Below are 18,441 nucleotides of genomic sequence, written 5' to 3'. Positions count from 1 at the left end.
GGGGTCCGGACTACACGCCCAGCGGCATGTCGGACGGCGCGACGGGGCGCGGCAGGGCGCTCTCGCCCATCAGCGCGCGGTCCACGGCGGCGGCGCAGGCGCGTCCTTCGGAGATCGCCCAGACGATCAGGGAGGCACCGCGTCCGGCGTCACCGGTGGCGAACACCGGTGCGTCGAACCCGGTGTCGCGCACGGCGGAGGACTCCGCCCACCAGGTGCGGTAGTTGTCGTCGCGCTTCAGGCGTCCGCGGCCGTCGACGGGCAGGCCGAGCTCGGAGATGATGCCCTTGGTGTCCACGGAGGTGAAGCCGACGGCGAGCAGGACGAGGTCGGCGTCCATGTCAACCTCGGTGCCGGGCAGGTTGACGGTGCCCTCGGCGGTGCGGTCGCAGGTGGCGGCGCGCAGGCCGGTGACCCGTCCGTCCTCGCCGGTGAGCTCCACGGTGTTGATGCGGTGCTCGCGCTTGCCCAGCGGGGTGCCGACCTCGCGCTCGGCGAGGCCGAGGGCCACGATCTCGTCGGCGGATTCGTCGCCGCTGATGTGGTACTCGCCCTCCTCGTGGGCGGACGCCACACGCCAGATCTTCGGCCACACCGGCCACGGGTTATCCTCGGCGCGGTAGGGGTCCGGGGCGGGGTGGTAGTCGAACTGCCGGACGGAGGCCGCGCCCTGGCGCAGCGCGGTACCGAAGCAGTCGGTGCCGGTGTCGCCGCCGCCGATGATCACGACGTGCTTGCCCTTGGCGTCGATCTCGGGGGTGTCGATGTCGCCGGCGACCACACGGTTGGCCATCGGGAGGTACTCCATGGCCTGGTGGACGCCGTCGAGGTTGCGTCCGGGCAGGGAGACGTCGCGCGGGACGGTGGCGCCGACGGCCATGACCACGGCGTCGAAGCCGGCGAGGTCGGTGGTGGACGGCGAGACACCGGTGCGGAACGTGGTGCCCTCGGCCTCCATCTGGACCAGACGGCGGTCGATCCAGCGGTTCTCGAGCTTGTAGTCCGGGACACCGTAGCGCAGCAGGCCGCCGATGCGGTCGTCGCGCTCGAAGACGGTCACGTCGTGGCCGGCGCGGGTGAGCTGCTGGGCGGCGGCCAGGCCGGCGGGCCCGGAGCCCACGACGGCGACAGACTGCCCGGTGGAGAAGCTGGCCTTGACCGGGCGCACCCAGCCCTCCTCGAAGGCGTGCTCCACGATCTGCAGTTCCACGGTCTTGATCGCGACGGGGTCACCGACGCCGGCACCGTCGCCGATGCCCTCGATGCCGAGCACGCAGGCGCCCTCACAGGGGGCGGGGCAGATGCGTCCGGTGAACTCGGGGAAGTTGTTGGTGGCGTGCAGGCGGTCGTACGCCTCCTTCCACCGGCCCTGGCGGACCAGGTCATTCCACTCGGGGATGATGTTGCCGAGGGGGCAGCCGTCGTGGCAGAAGGGGATGCCGCAGTCCATGCAGCGGGATGCCTGGGTCTGCACCTTCGAGTCGGCGAAGGGTTCGTAGACCTCCTTCCAGTCCATCAGGCGCAGCGGGACGGGGCGGTGAGCCGCCTCTTCGCGGGGAAACTTCATGAAACCGTGCGGATCAGCCATTACTTGACTCCCTCCATGATGGCGGCGGCGATGCCGTCCGCGTCCAGGCCTGCGTCGCGGGCCTGTTCGATGGTCTGCAGGACGCGGCGGTAGTCGCGCGGCATGACCTTGATCAGTGACCGGGGGTCCACGTCCACGGTGGATCCGGTGAGGCGCCGGTGGCGCTCGATGGTGTCGACGAGCCAGTCGAGCTCGTCCTCGGCGACGGCCTCCACGTCCACGAGACCCGGGTTGATGTGCTTCGACATGCCTTCCACGCCGGTGCCGTCGTCCATGAGGTAGGCGATGCCGCCGGACATGCCGGCGCCGAAGTTCTCGCCGATGGGGCCGAGGTTGATGACCCGGCCGCCGGTCATGTACTCGCAACCGTGGTTGCCCATGCCCTCGACCACGGCGGTGACGCCGGAGTTACGCACGCAGAAGCGTTCGCCGACGGCGCCGCGGATGAACATCTCACCGGAGACGCCGCCGAAGCCCAGGACGTTGCCGGCGATGATCTGGTGCTCTCCGACTGCGCCGTCGCGGCCGTTGGGACGGATCGCGATGGTGCCGCCGGAGAGACCCTTGGCGACGTAGTCGTTGGCGTCGCCGACGAGGGTCAGCGTCATGCCGCGGGGCACGAAGGCGCCGAAGGAGTTGCCGGCCGAGCCGGTGAACGTGAGGTTCACGGTGCTCTCGGGCAGTCCCTCGCGTCCGGCGACGCGGCTGATCAGCGAGCCGGTCATGGTGCCCACGGAGCGGTTGACGTTGGTGATCGGGTACGCCAGCTCGATGGTGGTGCCCTCACCGGCGGCGGCGCGTCGGATGGTCTCCTCGGCGTCCTCGCGGATGCGGTTGTCCAGGGCGCCGTCCAGGCTGTGGTCCTGCTGCTTGGTCTTGTACAGGTCCTGGTGCATGTACGGGCTGTCCGGGCGGGCGAAGATCGGCGAGAGGTCCAGCGACCCGGCGGTCTTGTGGCTCGGATCAACAGCGCCGGAGCGCAGGCACTCGGAGTGGCCCACGGCCTCCTCCAGGGTGCGGAAGCCGAGTTCGGCGAGGTACTCGCGGACCTCCTGGGCGATGAAGGTGAAGAAGTTGACCACGTGCTCGGCCTGGCCGGTGAACTTCTTGCGCAGGTCGGGGTTCTGGGTGGCCACGCCGACGGGGCAGGTGTCCAGGTGGCAGACGCGCATCATGATGCAGCCCTCGACGACCAGGGGTGCGGTGGCGAAACCGAACTCCTCGGCGCCCAGCAGGGCGGCGATGATGACGTCGCGTCCGGTCTTCATCTGGCCGTCGCACTGCACGGTGATGCGGTCACGCAGACCGTTCATCAGCAGGGTCTGCTGGGTCTCGGCCAGGCCGAGCTCCCACGGGCCGCCGGCGTGCTTCAGCGAGTTCAGGGGGGACGCACCGGTGCCGCCGTCGTGCCCGGAGATCAGGACGACGTCCGCGTGTGCCTTCGACACACCCGCGGCGACGGTGCCGACGCCCTGCTCGGCGACGAGCTTGACGTGGATGCGGGCGTCCGGGTTGGCGTTCTTCAGGTCGTGGATCAGCTGGGCGAGATCCTCGATGGAGTAGATGTCGTGGTGCGGCGGCGGGGAGATCAGGCCCACGCCCGGGGTCGTGACGCGCACCTCGGCGATCCAGGGGTACACCTTGTGCGGGGGCAGCTGGCCGCCCTCGCCGGGCTTCGCGCCCTGCGCCATCTTGATCTGGATGTCGGTGCAGTTGTTCAGGTAGTGGCTGGTCACGCCGAAACGGCCGGACGCCACCTGCTTGATCGCCGAGCGGCGCCAGGTGCCGTCCGCCTCGGGTTCGAAGCGTCCCGGGTCCTCGCCGCCCTCACCGGAGTTCGACATGCCCTTGAGGCGGTTCATGGCGATGGCCAGGGTCTCGTGCGCCTCGGCGGAGATCGAGCCGTAGCTCATCGCGCCGGTGGAGAAACGCTGGACGATGGCGGAGACCGGCTCGACCTCGTCGACGGGGATGGACGGGCGGTCGCTGTGCATCTCGAACAGGCCGCGCAGCGTGGCCAGGCGCTTGGCCTGGTTGTCGACCTTCTCGGAGTACTCCTTGAAGATGCGGTACGCCCCGGTACGGGTGGCGTGCTGCAGCTTGAACACGGTCTCCGGGTTGAACAGGTGGTACTCACCCTCGCGGCGCCACTTGTACTCGCCGCCGATCTCGAGCTCGCGGTGGGCGGCCTCCTCCGGACGCGGCAGGAAGGCGAAACGGTGACGCACGGCGACGTCGGCGGCGACCTCGTCGAGGCCGATGCCGGAGATCGGGCTGTTGCAGCCCTCGAAGTAGTCGTCGAGCAGGTTCTGGTGCAGGCCGGTGACGTCGGCGAGCTGCGCGCCGCGGTAGGATGCCACGGTGGCGATGCCCATCTTCGACATGATCTTCTGCACGCTGGCGGTCGCGCCCTCGATGAAGTTCCGGCAGCCCTCGTCGGCGCTCAGCGAGCCGAGCTGACCGCGCTTGAAGAGTTCGTCGATGGTCTCGAAGGCAAGGTAGGGGTTGATCGCGTCGGCGCCGAAGGTGATCAGCATCGCCAGGTGGTGGACCTCGCGGGCGTCACCGGACTCGATGATCAGCGAGGCCTGCGTGCGGGTGCGCTCGGCGACGAGGTGCTGGTGCACCGCGCTGGTGAGCAGCAGGGACGGGATGGGCGCCATGCGCTCGTCGGACTCGCGGTCGGAGAGGATGATCAGCGTCGCGCCGTCCTCAATGGCCCGCGAGGTCTCGCGGCGGATGCGTTCGATGGCCTGGCGCATGCCGCGGCCGCCGTGGGCGACCGGGTAGAGCCCGGAGATCACCGCGGAGCGGAAGTCGCCGAAACCCTCGTGGTCGCCGGCCTGGCGCAGGGTGGCCAGGGTGGAGTTCAGCAGGACCGGGGTCTCCAGGTGGATGCGGTGCGCGGCCTCGGGCACCTCGGTGGTGACGTCGACCTGGCGTCCCAGCTGGGTGAACATGCTGGTCACCATCTTCTCGCGGATGGAGTCCAGCGGCGGGTTCGTGACCTGCGCGAAACGCTGCGCGAAGAAGTCGAAGAGCATGCGGGGACGATCCGACAGCGCCGCGATGGGCGTATCGGTGCCCATGGAGCCGAGCTGCTCGCCGCCGGTGACGGCGAGCGGCTGGATCAGGACGTCGACGTCCTCCTCAGTCATGCCGAAGACGCGCTGGCGCAGGACGACGCGCTCGTGGCTCATCGCCTCGTACTCGACCGGGGGCAGGTCGGCGAAGCGCACGATGTTGTCGTCGACCCACTGACGGTAGGGCTTGTCGGCGAGGCGGGTCTTGATCTCGTCGTCGGGGATGATGCGTCCCTCGGCGGTGTCGACCAGGAACATGCGGCCGGGCTCCACGCGGCGACGCTGCACGATGTCCTCCGGGGGAACGGGCAGCAGGCCGGCCTCGGAACCGCCGATGACCAGGCCGTCCTTCGTGACCCAGATGCGTCCGGGACGCAGGCCGTTGCGGTCGAGCACGGAGCCGATGACGGTGCCGTCGGTGAAGACCAGCGCCGCCGGGCCGTCCCACGCCTCCATCAGCGAGGAGTGGTACTCGTAGAAGGCGCGCACGTCCGGGTCCACGGCGGGGTTACGCTCCCACGCCTGCGGGACCATCATCATCACCGCGTGCGGCAGTGAGCGTCCGGCGAGGTGGAGCAGTTCCAGGGCCTCGTCGAAACGTCCGGTATCCGAGCCGGAGGGGTCGCAGACCGGCAGGATGCGCTCGATGTCACCGAGGGCCTCCGAGCGGATCTGGGACTCGCGGGCGCGCATCCAGTTCTCGTTGCCGCGCACGGTGTTGATCTCGCCGTTGTGCGCGAGCAGCCGGTAGGGGTGCGCCAGCGGCCAGGAGGGGAAGGTGTTGGTGGAGAAGCGGGAGTGCACGACCGCCAGCGCCGACTCGACACGCTCATCCTGCAGGTCAGGGTAGAAGTCGCGCAGCTGCGGGGTGGTCAGCATGCCCTTGAACACGATGGTGCGCGAGGACAGCGACGGGAAGTAGACCGTGTCGGCACCGGGGCCCTCGCCGGGGCCCTTGGAACCGAGTTCGCGCTCGGCGCGCTTGCGCACGAACCACACGCGGCGGTCCAGGTCGATGCCCGAGAGCTCATTGCCCTCGGCGTCCTGCCCGGAGATGAACAGTTGGTAGAAGATCGGCTCGGCGTCGCGCGCCATCGCGCCCAGCGCGGAGTCGTCGACGGGGACCTCGCGCCAGGCCAGGAGGGTGAGGTCCTCCTCGGCGATGATGGACTCCACGGCGCGCATCGCGTCCAACGCGGCCATGCGGGCGGCGGGGAGGAAGGCGATGCCGGTGGCGTAGGCGCCGGGTGCGGGCAGGTCGATACCCTGCTCGGCCAGCACCTCGCGGTAGAAGCGGTCCGGGACCTGCATGAGGATGCCCGCGCCGTCGCCGGTGTTCTTCTCGGCACCGGCGGCACCACGGTGGTCGAGGTTGACCAGCGCCTGGATGCCCTTCTCGACGATGTCGTGGGTGGCGCGTCCGTGCATGTCGGCGACGAAGGCGACGCCACACGCGTCGTGTTCGTGGGCGGGGTTGTAGAGCCCCTGGGGCGCCGGGTAGTTCTTCAGCTGGTTGTTCACGGGGTGGTCATCCTCCGGTCGTCGGGTCGGGCAGTGCGTTTCGCCGGTGGCCTGGGGTGGTGGCCCTTCCTCGGTATGGGTGCGTTTGCCCTACTGATACGGACCTGCGCAGGCGACACAAAATTAGGCTTGGCTTAGAGCCGCTGGTGCACTCGGCGAAATGTGATGCAGTACACATTTTTTCGTCGTGCCGGTGTCCGTCTCGATCTGTGGTTGTCTTTGTATCTTATCCCCCGCAGGGCGGCATATCGATACAGCAGCGTATTCCCACTTGGCGCGGACCCTAATCTCACAATTCGGGATGTTTGTTACAGGCCAGTTACATCGCGATTTCTTCGCTGTATATGCCCGGCGGTCACCGCAACGTGCCTGAAACGCGCCGCCGGACCGGCCGCATGCGTACACTGTCGCGCCGTTACCATGGGAGAGGTGAAGGACCCCCTGAGAATTCCCCGCGTCCTAGAGACCCTCTCGCAGGCATGGGAGCGGCAACCCGACCTCACGCTGCCGCAGCTTTACGGCGTGCTGGAGTCCCGCGGCATCGGCTGGAACTCCTCCGACGAGGAGGTCAGCGACGTGCTGGACGCCCTGGTCGCCGAGCGCCCGTCCCGCCTCACCGCCGAGGCACCGGGCCGCTACCTCGTGGAGACCGAGAACCCGCACCACCGCATCACCCTCGACCCCTGGTGGGCGGCGGTGCGTCCGGCCCGTGCCGGGCGTACCGGCCGTGCGCAGGACGCTACGGCGCTGGACGGCTCGGCGCGGGATGCGCGCGACGCGCCACAGCCGACGGTGTGGCGCCACGGCGGCATTCGCCGCTGCGCGACCGGCCAACCGCTGAGCGTGCTGGACGCCGACGGCACCGTGCACCGCTTCGGCCTTGTCACCCGGATCAGCGTCCTGAGCCCGGCAGTCTCCTCCCCCACCGATGCCCCCAACCTGGACGGACTCACCCACGACCGGCTGGACGGGCACGTATACCTGCTGCGACTCGCCGGCGACGAGTTCGCCGGAACGACCGTGCTGGTCGACCGCTCGTTGTGGATCTTCGATGTCTCCCGGCGCGAAGTACACCGCGACAAGGTGCGCTGGTCACGACTGGTTTCCGCCACGGTGGGCGCGGAGCTGGTCGTGGAGCGCGTCGGCGGCGAACTGCTGCGCCTGCCGGCCGTGGAGCAGGTCACCGTGCTGGAGTAGCTGCGCCGCACTACGTAGGGGAGCTAAGGTTGACCGAACACGTTTCAGGTACAAACTATCTTTACGGAGGTGCGTCCGATGAAGAGAATCGGTCGAGTCCTGTCGTTGTTCGCCGGCACCGCTGCCCTGGCCTTCAGCTTCGCCGCCCCAGCGAACGCCGCGCCGGCATTCCAGATGCCGGACCTCCCCCAACTGCCGTCCTGGGCGTCCGACCTGCTGCCGGACGGATCGACGCCCGCTCCGGATCCCGCGCCTGTACCTGCGCCGGCACCTGCGCCGTCCCCCGCGCCGTCCCCTGCACCCGTGAACGCCCCGTGTGCCGTGGAGGCCAAGGCCTGCATCAGCCTGGGCGACCAGACCGCCTGGCTGCAGGACGGCGCGGGCACCATCACCCGTGGCCCCGTCGCGGCGAGCACCGGGCGCGCCGGCTTCGAGACTCCGGTCGGTACCACGCAGGTCACCCGCAAGGATGCCGACTGGTGGTCGACCCCCTACAACGCCCCGATGCCGTTCTCGGTGTTCTTCTCCGCCGGGTCGACGTACCCCAGTGACATCGGCATCGCCTTCCACGAGGGCGATCCGGGCGTGCTCTCCCACGGCTGCATCCACCTGCTGCACGACGACGCCGTCGCCTTCTTCAACTCCCTGCAGGTCGGCGATGTCGTGGACGTGGTCGCCTGACGCTGGCTCGTCTGCCTCCGTCCGTCTAGGCGATCAGGTAGATCACAGTTCCGAGTGCAGCGGCGACGCAGCCGATGAGGGTCTTGATGACCGTCCAGGTCTTGAACGTCTGCGGCACACTCATGCCCAGCAGTCGGCCGATGAGCCAGAAGCTGGCGTCGTTGACGTGGGACAGGACGGAGGACCCGCCGGCGAGCACGATGGTCAGCGCCGCGGTCTGCAGCGGACTCAGCCCGGCCGCCGCCACCGAGGCGCCCAGCAGGCCCGCGGCCGTGGTGATCGCCACCGTCGCCGTGCCGAGCGCGACGCGGACGATCGCGGCGACGACGAATACCGCGGCGACGAGCGGCAGGCCGGTGTCCTGCAGCGTCCCGGAGAGCGCGTCGCCGATGCCGCTGGCGAGCAGGACGCCGCCGAACATGCCGCCGGCACCGGTGATCAACATGACCGGGGCGATGGGTTTGAGGGCATTGTCGAGCATGTCCTCGATCACCTCGGGGGCATTGCCCCTGCGGACACCAATGACCCAGCAGGAGACGAGCACGGTGATCAGCAGGGCAATCGGCGTGGATCCGAGCAGGACCAGGCCGGCGGCCCAGGTGGCGTCCGGATTGATCGTGTCCGTGCGTCCCAACGTGGTGACCAGGGTGTTCATGAAGATCAGTACCAGGGGCAGGGCGAGCAGGCCGACCAGCACCCGGACGCGCGGCGGTTCGACATCGTCGACCTGCGGCCCGCCGGTCACGAGCTCGGGGACGGGCAGCTCGATCCGCTTGCCGATCCACATGCCGTAGAGGTAACCGGAGATGTACCAGGAGGGGATCGCGACGACGAGGCCGACGAGGACCACCAGGCCGACGTCCGCGCCGAGCAGCACCGTGGCCGCGACGACCCCCGGGTGCGGCGGCAGCAGGACGTGCATGGTGGACAGCGCCGCGGCGGCGGGGAGCACGTAGATCAGGACGCTGCCGCCGAGGCGGCGTGCAGTGGCCAGCAGGATCGGCAGCATCACCATGAAGGCGGCATCGAAGAAGATGGGGAACCCGAACATCAGCGAGGCGACACCCAGGGCGAAGGGGGCACGCTTCTCCCCCAGGCGGCCGATCATCGCCGAAGACAGGGCCGCGGCTCCGCCGCTGGTCTCGAAGAGCCGGGCGAACATCACGCCGAAGGCGAGCAGCAGCCCGACCTCGCCGAGGGTGCTGCCGAAGCCGTCGAGCAGGACGTCGAGCACCTCGGTCATGGTGATGCCGGTGGCCAGGGCGGTTCCGAGGCTCACCAGCACCAGCGCGATCACCGGGTGCAGCTTCATCTTCATGATGAGCAGGAGTAGGACGGCCACGGCAGCTGCGGCGATGGTCAGCAGCAGGCCGGAGCCGTAGTTCTCGGGTTTCGGGACCAGCGCGACGGCGAGGAGCCCGAGGGCGATGAGGACGAGGCCGATCCCGAAGGACGCTCCCGTCGTGGGGCCGGGTGTGGGGCCCGTCTTCTGCGAGGAGGACGGGCGCGGTGCCGACTGTTGCGTAGGGGGCATCGTGACTTCCGGTCGATATGTGATCACCGCCCGCCGAGGGGCTGGCGTGTGAGGGACCCCGCCGAACCTACACGAGTGTTTAGGTTGGTGTTACAAACCCCTTGCGTCCAGCGACAGCCACAGAGCAGCCCCCGCCGCGCCCCTCCCGCGGGCACCCCAATCACGTTGGCGGAGACGAGGGGATTTGAACCCCTGGACGATCGCTCGTCGCTGGTTTTCAAGACCAGTGCATTCGGCCGCTCTGCCACGTCTCCCTGACCGTGCGCACACGTAGTGCGTCCGGCGCGTCCTGATTCTAACCCACCGCGACCCTCCTGTCGGTGTCCGCCCCTCGTAGCCGCAGGATGACTAGGCTGGCGGCCATGAACGGGAACATGAAGGCCATCATCCAGACTGACCCCGACGACCCCCAGGCCCTGCACTGGCAGGACACCCACATCCCCACCCCGCAGGACGGCGAGGTGTTGCTGCAGGTCACCGCCGCCGGGCTGAACCGTGCCGATACCCTCCAGGCCAAGGGCAACTACCCGCCGCCGAAGGGGGTGTCGGAGATCATGGGGCTCGAGGCCGCGGGCATCATCGTCGACCCGAATGGCTGCGAGCGTCCGGACGGAACCCCCTACCGGGAGGGTGACGAGGTCGGCGCTTTACTCTCCGGCGGCGGATACGCGCAGTACACGGTCGTCCCGGTGGGCCAGCTCGTGCCGGTGCCGGACGGCTTCGGCCTCGCCGAGACCGCCAGCGTGATCGAGGCGGCCTGCACCGTCTGGTCGAACCTGATGATGACCGCGCGCCTGCACGAAGGCGATACCCTGCTCATCCACGGCGGTGGCGGCGGTATCGGCATCTTCGCCATCCAGATGGCACATGCCCTGGGTGTGCGAGTCGCAGTCACCGCGGGCAGTTCCGAGAAACTGGACGTGTGCCGTCGCTATGGCGCGGACGTGCTGATCAACTACCGCGAAGAAGACTTCGTCAAGGTCATCAAGGAACTTGGTGGCGCGGACGTGGTTCTCGACATCATCGGCGCGAAGTACCTGGACGGCAATATCTCCGCGCTGGCACCGGATGGTCACCTGGTGATCATCGGCATGCAGGGCGGGGTGAAGGGCGAGCTCAACATCGGCAAGCTGCTCGCCAAGCGCGGCAATATTTCCGCCACCGGGCTGCGCTACCGTGACCGCGAGGACAAGGCGCGCGTGGTGGCGGACACGGTGAAGAACGTCTGGCCGATGCTGGAGGACGGGCGGATCAGCCACCACGTGGACCGGGTCTTCTCGGTGCAGGACGCCGCCCACGCCCACCAGCAGCTCTTGGACGGCCGGATCACCGGCAAGGCGATCCTCGAGGTGACCGACTAGACGATCCCGCCGATCACCCGGACGAGGTGGTCGATGTCCATCTGCGTGTTGTGGGGGGCCAGGGCCACGCAGACCGCGCCGCCCATTTCCGCCACGCCCATCTGGTCGAACAGGGCGCTCTCCTCCAGACCGACGGTCTGTGCAACCACTCCGTTGCTGAGCAGCCGCTCACCCACCGTGGACGCCTCGATGCCCTGGACCAGGAAACTCACCCGCGGCAGGCGGTCGACCGGGCCGAAGTGGCGGCCACTGTCGTCCGGGACCGAGCCCCAGCTGTTGTGGTCGTGCTCGGTATCGACGTCGATCTCCCCGTCCACGCCCACCACATGCACGTTCTCCAGGTCCCGCAACCCGTCGACGAGGTAGCCGGCGAGCCGTCCGAGATAGTCCTCGGTGGACTGCAGGGACGTGCGCAGACGTTCGCGACGCGGGCCGGTGGCCTCCTCGTCCATTCCGGCGAGGTGGTCCACCGCGGCGGGGACGCCGCCGAACATGCCGGGGGCGTTGCCGTCCCGCTCAAGTTCGGCGACGCGGCGGGCGGTGAGCTCCTGCGCATCCGGCGCGGCGTGGCGTCCACGGCGCAGCTCCACCAGGTGCAGCTCCGCCAGCAGCGCGGGGTCACGGAAGACAAGGGCACCGACCTCCGGGCCGCCGAGCGGGGCGAGGTCGAGGGCGACGACGTCCGCGTCCCACTCGTCCATGTCGATCAGACGGTACGGCGCATAAGCACCCGCGTCCACGACGAGCCATGCCCGCGACTTCGCCCGCATGATGTCGGCGATCGCGCGCACATCGGTGACGGTACCCAGGTGGGCGTTCGCTGCCGGTACCGCGACGATGGAGGTGTCCAGGCTGATGAGGCTGGTGAACTGCCAGGCCGGCAGCGCGCCGGTGGTCAGGTCGGCCTCCGCCCACCGCACCGAAGCACCGTAGAGGTCCGCGGCGAGTTTCCACGGGGTGATATTGGACGGCTCGTCCACCCGGCTGAGCACGACCTCGCGGCCCATGCGCAGCTTCGCCGGCACGGCCGTGGCCAAGATACTGAGCAGGGTGGCGCGGCTAGGCCCCAGCACCACGCACTCGGGGGACGCGCCAACAAGGTCGGCGACGGCCTCGCGGGCCGCCGACACATACCGGTCGCCGCGCGGGCCACCGTCCTGCCCCTGCAACGGGGACGCACGGAACGCCCGTGAGACGGCCGAACTGACCTTCTCCGGCACCTGCGCGCGCCGTCCTGCATTGAGGTAGGTCCAGCCCTCCGACAGGGATTCGTAGAGGCCTCGCACCCTCGCGATGTCGAACACTTCCGACTGCCCCTTTCCGCATCTCGCCACACCGGCAAACCGAGAATATTCCTGCAGGTCATGATACTTGAGCGCAGTGAACCACCGCGCCGCCGCGTCAACGTCACCGATACTACATCGGCCCACGGACATGAGTGGTACCGGCGTTGATTACCGCACACCAGCCCGTTCCGGAGTACCGTAACCACGTGTCAGATTCAGAAAACCCCCGGCCGGTGGCCACCGCACCGCAGTACGAGCGCTTCGTCGCCGCCACAGCGGACGGTGAGGCACCCACCTCCCGTTCCCAGACATTCGGTGCTGCGTGGCAGGACCTGAAGAGCGGGTTCGGCCAGCGCGAGCTCTGGCTCGCCCTGGGTTGGCAGGACATCAAGCAGCGTTACCGGCGCAGCCTGCTGGGCCCGCTGTGGATCACCCTGGCGACCGGTGTGATGGCCCTGGCCCTCGGCCTGCTCTACTCGATGCTCTTCCAGATGGACCTCAAGGAGTTCCTCCCCCACGTCGCCGTGGGCCTGATCATGTGGGGATTCATCTCCGGGTGCATCATCGAGGGCTCGCAGGTCTTCATCGCCAACGAAGGACTGATCAAGCAGCTGCCCAGCGCGCTGAGCGTGCACGTCTACCGACTGGTCTGGAAGCAGTTCCTGATCCTGTGCCACAACCTGGTCATCTGGGTGATCCTGCTGGCGGTCTTCCAGATCCCCGTGGGCTGGGAGGTCCTGCTGGCCGTTCCGGGCCTGGCGTTGCTGGTCGCCAACGGCGTGTGGGTGTCGATGTTCTTCGGCATCATCGCCACCCGTTACCGCGACGTCGCCCCGCTGCTGGAATCGCTGGTACAGCTGCTCTTCTACATGACCCCGATCGTGTGGACGACCAAAACACTGCTCGAACAGGGCGGTGCCGTCGCCGAGCGCGCACGGATCGCCGAGATCAACCCCCTCTTCCACTACCTCAGCGTGGTCCGCGGACCGATGATCGACGAGCCGGTCGAGATGCACTCTTGGCTCATCGTCATCGGCCTCACCGTCCTCGGCACCCTGTTCGCCATGGTGTTCATGCGCCAGTGGCGCTCCCGCGTGAGCTACTGGGTTTAAAGGAGAACAATCATGGTTTCCATCGATACCTACGACGCCTGCGTCGACTTCCCCATCTTCGACGCCAAGTCCCGCTCCTTGAAGAAGGCCTTCCTCGGCGCGGCCGGCGGCGCGATCGGACGCAACTCCGACAACACCGTGGTCGTCGAGGCGCTGCGGGACGTGAACCTGCACCTCGAAGAGGGCGACCGCATCGGCCTGGTCGGCCACAACGGCGCCGGCAAGTCCACGCTGCTGCGCCTGCTATCGGGCATCTACGAGCCCACGCGCGGTTCCGCCGCGGTGAAGGGACGTGTGGCACCGGTCTTCGACCTGGGTGTGGGCATGGACCCGGAGATCAGCGGCTTCGAGAACATCATCATCCGTGGCCTCTTCCTCGGCGAAAGCCGGCGGTCCATGGAGAAGAAGATGGACGAGATCGCCGAGTTCACCGAACTCGGCGACTACCTGGCCATGCCGTTGCGCACCTACTCCACCGGCATGCGCGTGCGCGTGGCGCTGGGCGTGGTGACCTCGATCGAGCCGGAGATCCTGCTGCTGGACGAGGGCATCGGCGCGGTGGACGCCGCCTTCATGGAGAAGGCGCGGATCCGCCTGCAGGCCCTGGTGGAGAAGTCCGGCATCCTGGTGTTCGCCTCGCACTCCAATGAGTTCCTGGCGCAGCTGTGCGACTCCGCACTGTGGGTCGACCACGGCCAGATCCGGTCCTGCGGCCCGGTGGACGAGATCGTCGGCGAGTACGAAGGGCCGGGGGCGGCCGAGCACGTGCGCAACGTGCTGCGTGACCTGGGGCGGTTGGACTAGCGGCGCCTCCCGCGGGGCGGACCGCCAGGCGAGAGGCGGTCCATGCTCTTGCCAAGAGCAACCTGAATAGAAGAGGTTAAATAAACGCTTCTTATCTGGTAGGTTATCCTCTACTTGCCGACGTGGCCCCTGACACCACGTCGAGTAGCCAGTAGATCGAGGAGAGCCTTCAGTGACCAACCCCTTCAACACCCCCCAGGACAGCGGCAATCCCGGAAACCCGGCGCCGCAGGGCAACTCCTACGGTGCGGCGCAGTATCCGTCCCAGCCGCAGCAGTACCAGCAGCCCCACCAGCAGCAGTACCAGCAGCAGGCCGCCCAGCACTACCCGCAGGGGAACATGCCGCAGCACCCCGGCTACGGCGCCCCCATGTACACCGGCCCCCAGAAGTCGAAGCTCGCCGCTGCTCTGCTGGCGTTCTTCCTGGGCGCCCTGGGCATCCACAACTTCTACCTCGGTTACACCGGCAAGGCCGTGTGCCAGCTGGTTCTCACCATCTTCGGTTACCTCACGGCCATCTTCGCCATCGGTTTCCTGTTCATCTTCGCCGTCGGCATTTGGGCGTTCATCGAGTTCATCATGATCCTCATCGGCGGCGGGAAGTACGACCGCGACGCCCGCGGAATCCCGCTGAGCTAGCAGCGAATACCCGACCGGGCACCACCCCGCTCGCCGCCTCACCGTCAGCACTCCCAGAGCCCCGCTCCGCCACCCTCACCACGCCTCCACACCGGGCCTTTTCTGGCCCCACCCGGCCGGCATCCGCACAGGCACGGAATACCTGAATCAACCATGAGATGGTTCTGATACGGTCAGGGTATTAATTTTCTGGTCAGGTAACTACCTGTCCTCATGAGGTCCTCTCCAAGCCCCTGCCAGGGGACTGCACATCCGAAGCTCAGCCGTGGGCGTCGGACCGTCAGTCCCCGGCGCGAACCCGCCCTCATCTACCCACGCTCTTCGCGGTCCTTCAGCCGTCCACCACGTCGCCCTTCAGCATCAAGTAGGTCCTCCCCATGACAAGTCCCTTCGGCAGTAGCCGTGCCTCCGACGGCCCCACCTGGTCTTCACCCGGGGCGCCTTCTCCCGGGTCCCCGTTCGGATCCCCGTCACCCTCCCCCGGCTTCGCATCGTCTCCGGGCGGTTTCACCCCGGGCGGCGCGCCTACCGCCCCCGCCTCGTCGGACGCCCCGTCCTCCGGTCCGGTCTCGGGCCCCGTCACGGGCCCCTGGGCCTTCGTCGGAACGGCGACGGCAACGGCCTTCCTCGGCGTGATCTTCGCCGTGATCGCCGTGGTGACCGGTTCGCCCACCGACTTCGTCTTCCGGGTCTTCGCCCTTGTCGGCTGGGCGCTGGCGGGCATCGTGACTTTCATCCTGCTCGGCGTGCACACCGCGAAGGACACCCGCCGCCGCGCCGAGAACTTCTACGTGGAGACCTCCTCGCAGGCCGTCCTCTACAAGGTCGCCATCGGCGTGGCCTGCGTGGGCGTCATCGCCACCGCCATCGAAATCGCACTGTGGATCAGCAAGACCGTGGGAGCCTGACGAATGACCGACAACACCATCCTGCGCCCCCGGGGCCGCCGTGCCGTAACTGCCGTCGGTGCCGCGGCGCTGCTGTCCACGGCCACCATGTTCGGCCTTCCCGCCGCGACGGCCCAGCCCGGCGGGGAGACCGGCCTGTCGCAGACCGGCCAGGACAATATCGCCGACCTGGGTAGCTGCATCGCCGCCACAAAGTCTGCCGACATCCTGCTGATCATCGACCAGTCGGAGTCGCTGAAGGGCTTCGGCGGCGAGCCCCCGACAGATCCCCGCAACGTGAGGGTTGACGCCACCCGCGATCTGGTCAACCAGCTCGGCATCCACGCCGGCGACCTGAACGCCGACATTAACGTGAAGCTCGCCGGCTTCGGCGACGGCTACCACAACAACACCTCCGACTACGGCGGATGGGTGAACGTGCGCGACGGCGTCGACGAACTCGACGACCCCATCGACGGCTTCACCGACCGCAACGAGGACGGCTACACCTCCTACCGCGACGCCCTCAACGGTGCGCTCACCGAGTTCGCCTCCGCCCCCACCGGCGAGGACGGACAGGCCAGTGACTGCCAGTCCGTCCTCTTCTTCACCGACGGTGCCGTCACCGACAAGGAGCTGAGCGGCGAGGTCGCCGCCGAGGAGGTCTGCCTGCCAGGCAGCCCGCTGGCCTCACTGCGCAACTCTGGGGTGCGCTTCTTCAGCGTCGGCCTCATTCCGCAGAGCACCGCCAACCCGCGCGAGCTGCTCACCCGGATGGCCGAGGAAGACTGCGGCGGTGCCGCACCCAACGGCGCGTTCTTCGACGCCGGCACGGACCCCGCCGGCCTGCTGGCGTCCTTCCGCAACTTCATCCCCACCGCAAACAGCATCGACTCCACCCTGTCGATGAACGAGCCGCAGCCGTTCACCCTGGACAACTCCATCACCACCGTCCGCCTCTCCGCCCAGCCCACCACGTCCATCGGCGAGGGCATCATCCCGGTACTGACCTCCCCGGACGGTGACGAGCTGGAACTCACCGAGGGCGAGCACACCGTCGGCGGTGCCGAGGTGAACGTGACCACCACTGATGCCGTCGACGGCATGGTCGACGCCGACTTGACGCTCGCCGACGGCGAGAGCTGGGAGGGCGAGTGGTCCTTCGGTTACGACACCTCCGGCGCCGATGCTCCCGACACCGCCCGCTACAACGCCAAGGTCGTGCTCGAACCGGGCCTGACCGTGAGGGTTGACGAGCTCGACGACGGTATCCCGAGCGGCATGAAGTCAGACGAGGTCCTCACCGCCTCGCTCGTCGACCGCGACGGCGCGAGCGTGACCCTCGAGGGCGAGGCCATAATGACCGCCCACTTCATCGACCGGGACGGACGCAGCACCGACCTCGGGGAGCCGACGTCCGTCAGCGACGGCGACGCCGTCGAGTTCCCGCTCGACGCGATCACCGAACCCACCGCGGGTGACGTGGTCGTGCAGACCAACATCACCACCAAGGCCTCCGGCTCGGCACCGGGCACGGCACTGAGCCCGATCGTCGTGGGCTTCCCCGTCACGGTCACCCCGGTCAACATGCCGACCCTGGGGTCGGCCGACCTGACCATCGACTCGCGGGAGACCGAGGTCGGCGTGCCGGTCACCGGCCCCGGCAAGGTGTGGGTCGCCGACGCTTCCTACTCCGCCGGCGACGGCCCCACCGTGCTGCCCGAGGGTGTGGACCAGGTGTCGGTGTCCTCGCCGCACAACAGCGCCGACAACGCCCTGGAGCTCGCCGAAGGTGAGACCGCCGAGCTGCCGTTGACCGTGAGCACCGAGGACCTCGCCGACGGCCGGGTCTCGGTGACCCCCACGGTCAACCTGGTCTCCGCCGAGGGCGACTCCACCGCGGAGATCGATGTGGAACTCACCGGGTCGATGTCCGCCCCGGTCAATACAGCCGTGTTCATCGCGACGCTGATCGGCGTGCTGCTGGCAGCGATCCTCATCCCGCTGGGCGTGCTCTACCTGATGAAGTGGTTCACCGGGCGTATCCCGGGCTCGCCCGGCATCCACGCCCTGCGTATCCCGGTGAGTGTGGACAACGGACGCCTCGTGCGCGCGGACACCGGCGGCCCCTTCACCGTGGGCTTCGACGAGATCGTCTCCGGCGCCCCGCGGGTGACCTCCACCGGACGCGAGGTCAACCTCGCCGGAATCCAGGTCAGGGTAAAGCTCGGCGCGAACCCGTTGTCGGCACCGTACGCGGTGGTCGACGCCACCCCGTCGATCAGCGACGAGGGCCTGCAGGCCAAGGACTCCGCGCGCCTGCCGCTGGCCGTCCACAACCACTGGTTTGTGATCGGCACCCCGGGCGACCCCTCGCGCGGCGAGGTCGTACTCGCCGTCGACGACCGCGTCACCGACGGTCGGCTCGAAGATCTCGTCAGGAAGATCGAAGCGAATACCCCCGAACTGCTCAACCGAGTATCGACCACGCTGACGGACACCGGATCCGGTAGCGGGGACAACAGTTTCACCGCCAACGGAGCCTCCGACCCCTCGACTGCATCACCGTTCTCCCCGGAAGCAGGCAACACCACGTTCGGCGGTCCGCCCGCCGGATGGGGCGGCCCGACCAACGGAGGTAACCCCGGCTCCCAGCCTGGCGACCAGTCCGGTCCCGACTTCGGTGGCAACCCCTTCGGATCACACGGTCCCAGCCCATTCGGTCCCCGCTGACCTCCAGCGCATCA

The 18,441-nt window shown here is 68.3% G+C and carries 12 protein-coding genes and 1 tRNA gene; 8 read left to right on the top strand and 5 right to left on the bottom strand.

Annotated elements, in window-relative coordinates; all coding sequences use genetic code 11:
• Nucleotides 1-10 precede the first annotated feature (10 nt).
• Together ACT3SZ_RS04470 and gltB are read right to left on the bottom strand one after the other, a co-directional pair.
• The gene (locus ACT3SZ_RS04470; protein WP_444616991.1) at nucleotides 11-1,588 is read right to left on the bottom strand and encodes a glutamate synthase subunit beta; all 1,578 of its coding nucleotides are present in this window, start codon (nucleotides 1,586-1,588) and stop codon (nucleotides 11-13) included.
• On the bottom strand, nucleotides 1,588-6,180 hold the full coding sequence (gltB, locus tag ACT3SZ_RS04465; RefSeq protein ID WP_444617058.1) for a glutamate synthase large subunit: 4,593 nt from the start codon (nucleotides 6,178-6,180) through the stop codon (nucleotides 1,588-1,590). Before gltB ends, ACT3SZ_RS04470 begins: the two co-directional genes overlap by 1 nt.
• A 441-nt stretch (nucleotides 6,181-6,621) precedes the next feature.
• Between gltB and ACT3SZ_RS04460 the strand changes: the two genes are divergently transcribed.
• Both ACT3SZ_RS04460 and ACT3SZ_RS04455 read left to right on the top strand, forming a co-directional pair.
• On the top strand, nucleotides 6,622-7,389 hold the full coding sequence (locus ACT3SZ_RS04460) for a hypothetical protein (RefSeq protein WP_444616990.1): 768 nt from the start codon (nucleotides 6,622-6,624) through the stop codon (nucleotides 7,387-7,389).
• A gap of 78 nt (nucleotides 7,390-7,467) precedes the next feature.
• Entirely contained in the window at nucleotides 7,468-8,070 is a 603-nt protein-coding gene (locus ACT3SZ_RS04455) for a L,D-transpeptidase (protein ID WP_444616989.1), read from the top strand.
• A gap of 25 nt (nucleotides 8,071-8,095) precedes the next feature.
• Here the strand turns inward: ACT3SZ_RS04455 and ACT3SZ_RS04450 are convergent, their stop codons facing one another.
• Together ACT3SZ_RS04450 and ACT3SZ_RS04445 are read right to left on the bottom strand one after the other, a co-directional pair.
• Nucleotides 8,096-9,604, bottom strand: a complete 1,509-nt coding sequence (locus tag ACT3SZ_RS04450) for a GntP family permease (protein WP_444616988.1) — start codon at nucleotides 9,602-9,604, stop codon at nucleotides 8,096-8,098.
• A 166-nt stretch (nucleotides 9,605-9,770) separates the two neighbouring features.
• A tRNA-Ser gene (locus ACT3SZ_RS04445) sits at nucleotides 9,771-9,858 on the bottom strand.
• Between the two features lie 120 nt (nucleotides 9,859-9,978).
• Between ACT3SZ_RS04445 and ACT3SZ_RS04440 the strand changes: the two genes are divergently transcribed.
• Nucleotides 9,979-10,965 carry an NAD(P)H-quinone oxidoreductase gene (locus tag ACT3SZ_RS04440; protein WP_444617056.1) on the top strand — a complete coding sequence of 329 codons (987 nt, stop codon included), beginning with the start codon at nucleotides 9,979-9,981 and terminating at the stop codon, nucleotides 10,963-10,965.
• Here ACT3SZ_RS04440 and ACT3SZ_RS04435 read toward each other — a convergent pair.
• On the bottom strand, nucleotides 10,962-12,269 hold the full coding sequence (locus ACT3SZ_RS04435; RefSeq protein WP_444616987.1) for an aminotransferase class V-fold PLP-dependent enzyme: 1,308 nt from the start codon (nucleotides 12,267-12,269) through the stop codon (nucleotides 10,962-10,964). The genes ACT3SZ_RS04440 and ACT3SZ_RS04435 overlap by 4 nt on opposite strands.
• A 188-nt stretch (nucleotides 12,270-12,457) precedes the next feature.
• On the opposite strand from ACT3SZ_RS04435, the gene wzm reads away from it, so the two are divergent.
• The 5 genes from wzm (at nucleotide 12,458) to ACT3SZ_RS04410 (ending at nucleotide 18,427) form a co-directional block, all read left to right on the top strand.
• A complete protein-coding gene (wzm, locus tag ACT3SZ_RS04430) occupies nucleotides 12,458-13,363 on the top strand; it encodes a galactan export ABC transporter permease subunit Wzm/RfbD (RefSeq protein WP_444616986.1) in 906 nt (301 codons plus the stop codon).
• A 12-nt stretch (nucleotides 13,364-13,375) separates the two neighbouring features.
• Nucleotides 13,376-14,167, top strand: a complete 792-nt coding sequence (gene wzt / locus ACT3SZ_RS04425) for a galactan export ABC transporter ATP-binding subunit Wzt/RfbE (protein WP_444616985.1) — start codon at nucleotides 13,376-13,378, stop codon at nucleotides 14,165-14,167.
• Nucleotides 14,168-14,339: 172 nt separating this feature from the next.
• Nucleotides 14,340-14,807, top strand: a complete 468-nt coding sequence (locus tag ACT3SZ_RS04420) for an NINE protein (protein WP_444616984.1) — start codon at nucleotides 14,340-14,342, stop codon at nucleotides 14,805-14,807.
• Nucleotides 14,808-15,184: 377 nt separating this feature from the next.
• The gene (locus ACT3SZ_RS04415) at nucleotides 15,185-15,715 is read left to right on the top strand and encodes a hypothetical protein (RefSeq protein WP_444616983.1); all 531 of its coding nucleotides are present in this window, start codon (nucleotides 15,185-15,187) and stop codon (nucleotides 15,713-15,715) included.
• A gap of 3 nt (nucleotides 15,716-15,718) precedes the next feature.
• Entirely contained in the window at nucleotides 15,719-18,427 is a 2,709-nt protein-coding gene (locus ACT3SZ_RS04410; RefSeq protein WP_444616982.1) for a vWA domain-containing protein, read from the top strand.
• Nucleotides 18,428-18,441: the final 14 nt, after the last annotated feature.

It is taken from the genome of Corynebacterium sp. AOP40-9SA-29, assembly GCF_052377405.1.
In the GTDB taxonomy this organism is placed as follows: domain Bacteria; phylum Actinomycetota; class Actinomycetes; order Mycobacteriales; family Mycobacteriaceae; genus Corynebacterium.
This window is presented reverse-complemented; position numbering and strand designations above follow the sequence as displayed.

Excerpts from the sequence above, each read along its gene's own strand:
- ACT3SZ_RS04440 (WP_444617056.1), top strand. The coding sequence starts at position 9,979 with ATGAAGGCCATCATCCAGACTGACCCCGACGACCCCCAGGCCCTGCAC.
- ACT3SZ_RS04455 (WP_444616989.1), top strand. The coding sequence starts at position 7,468 with ATGAAGAGAATCGGTCGAGTCCTGTCGTTGTTCGCCGGCACCGCTGCC.
- ACT3SZ_RS04470 (WP_444616991.1), bottom strand. The coding sequence starts at position 1,588 with ATGGCTGATCCGCACGGTTTCATGAAGTTTCCCCGCGAAGAGGCGGCT.
- ACT3SZ_RS04410 (WP_444616982.1), top strand. The coding sequence starts at position 15,719 with ATGACCGACAACACCATCCTGCGCCCCCGGGGCCGCCGTGCCGTAACT.
- ACT3SZ_RS04450 (WP_444616988.1), bottom strand. The coding sequence starts at position 9,604 with ATGCCCCCTACGCAACAGTCGGCACCGCGCCCGTCCTCCTCGCAGAAG.
- wzt (WP_444616985.1), top strand. The coding sequence starts at position 13,376 with ATGGTTTCCATCGATACCTACGACGCCTGCGTCGACTTCCCCATCTTC.
- ACT3SZ_RS04415 (WP_444616983.1), top strand. The coding sequence starts at position 15,185 with ATGACAAGTCCCTTCGGCAGTAGCCGTGCCTCCGACGGCCCCACCTGG.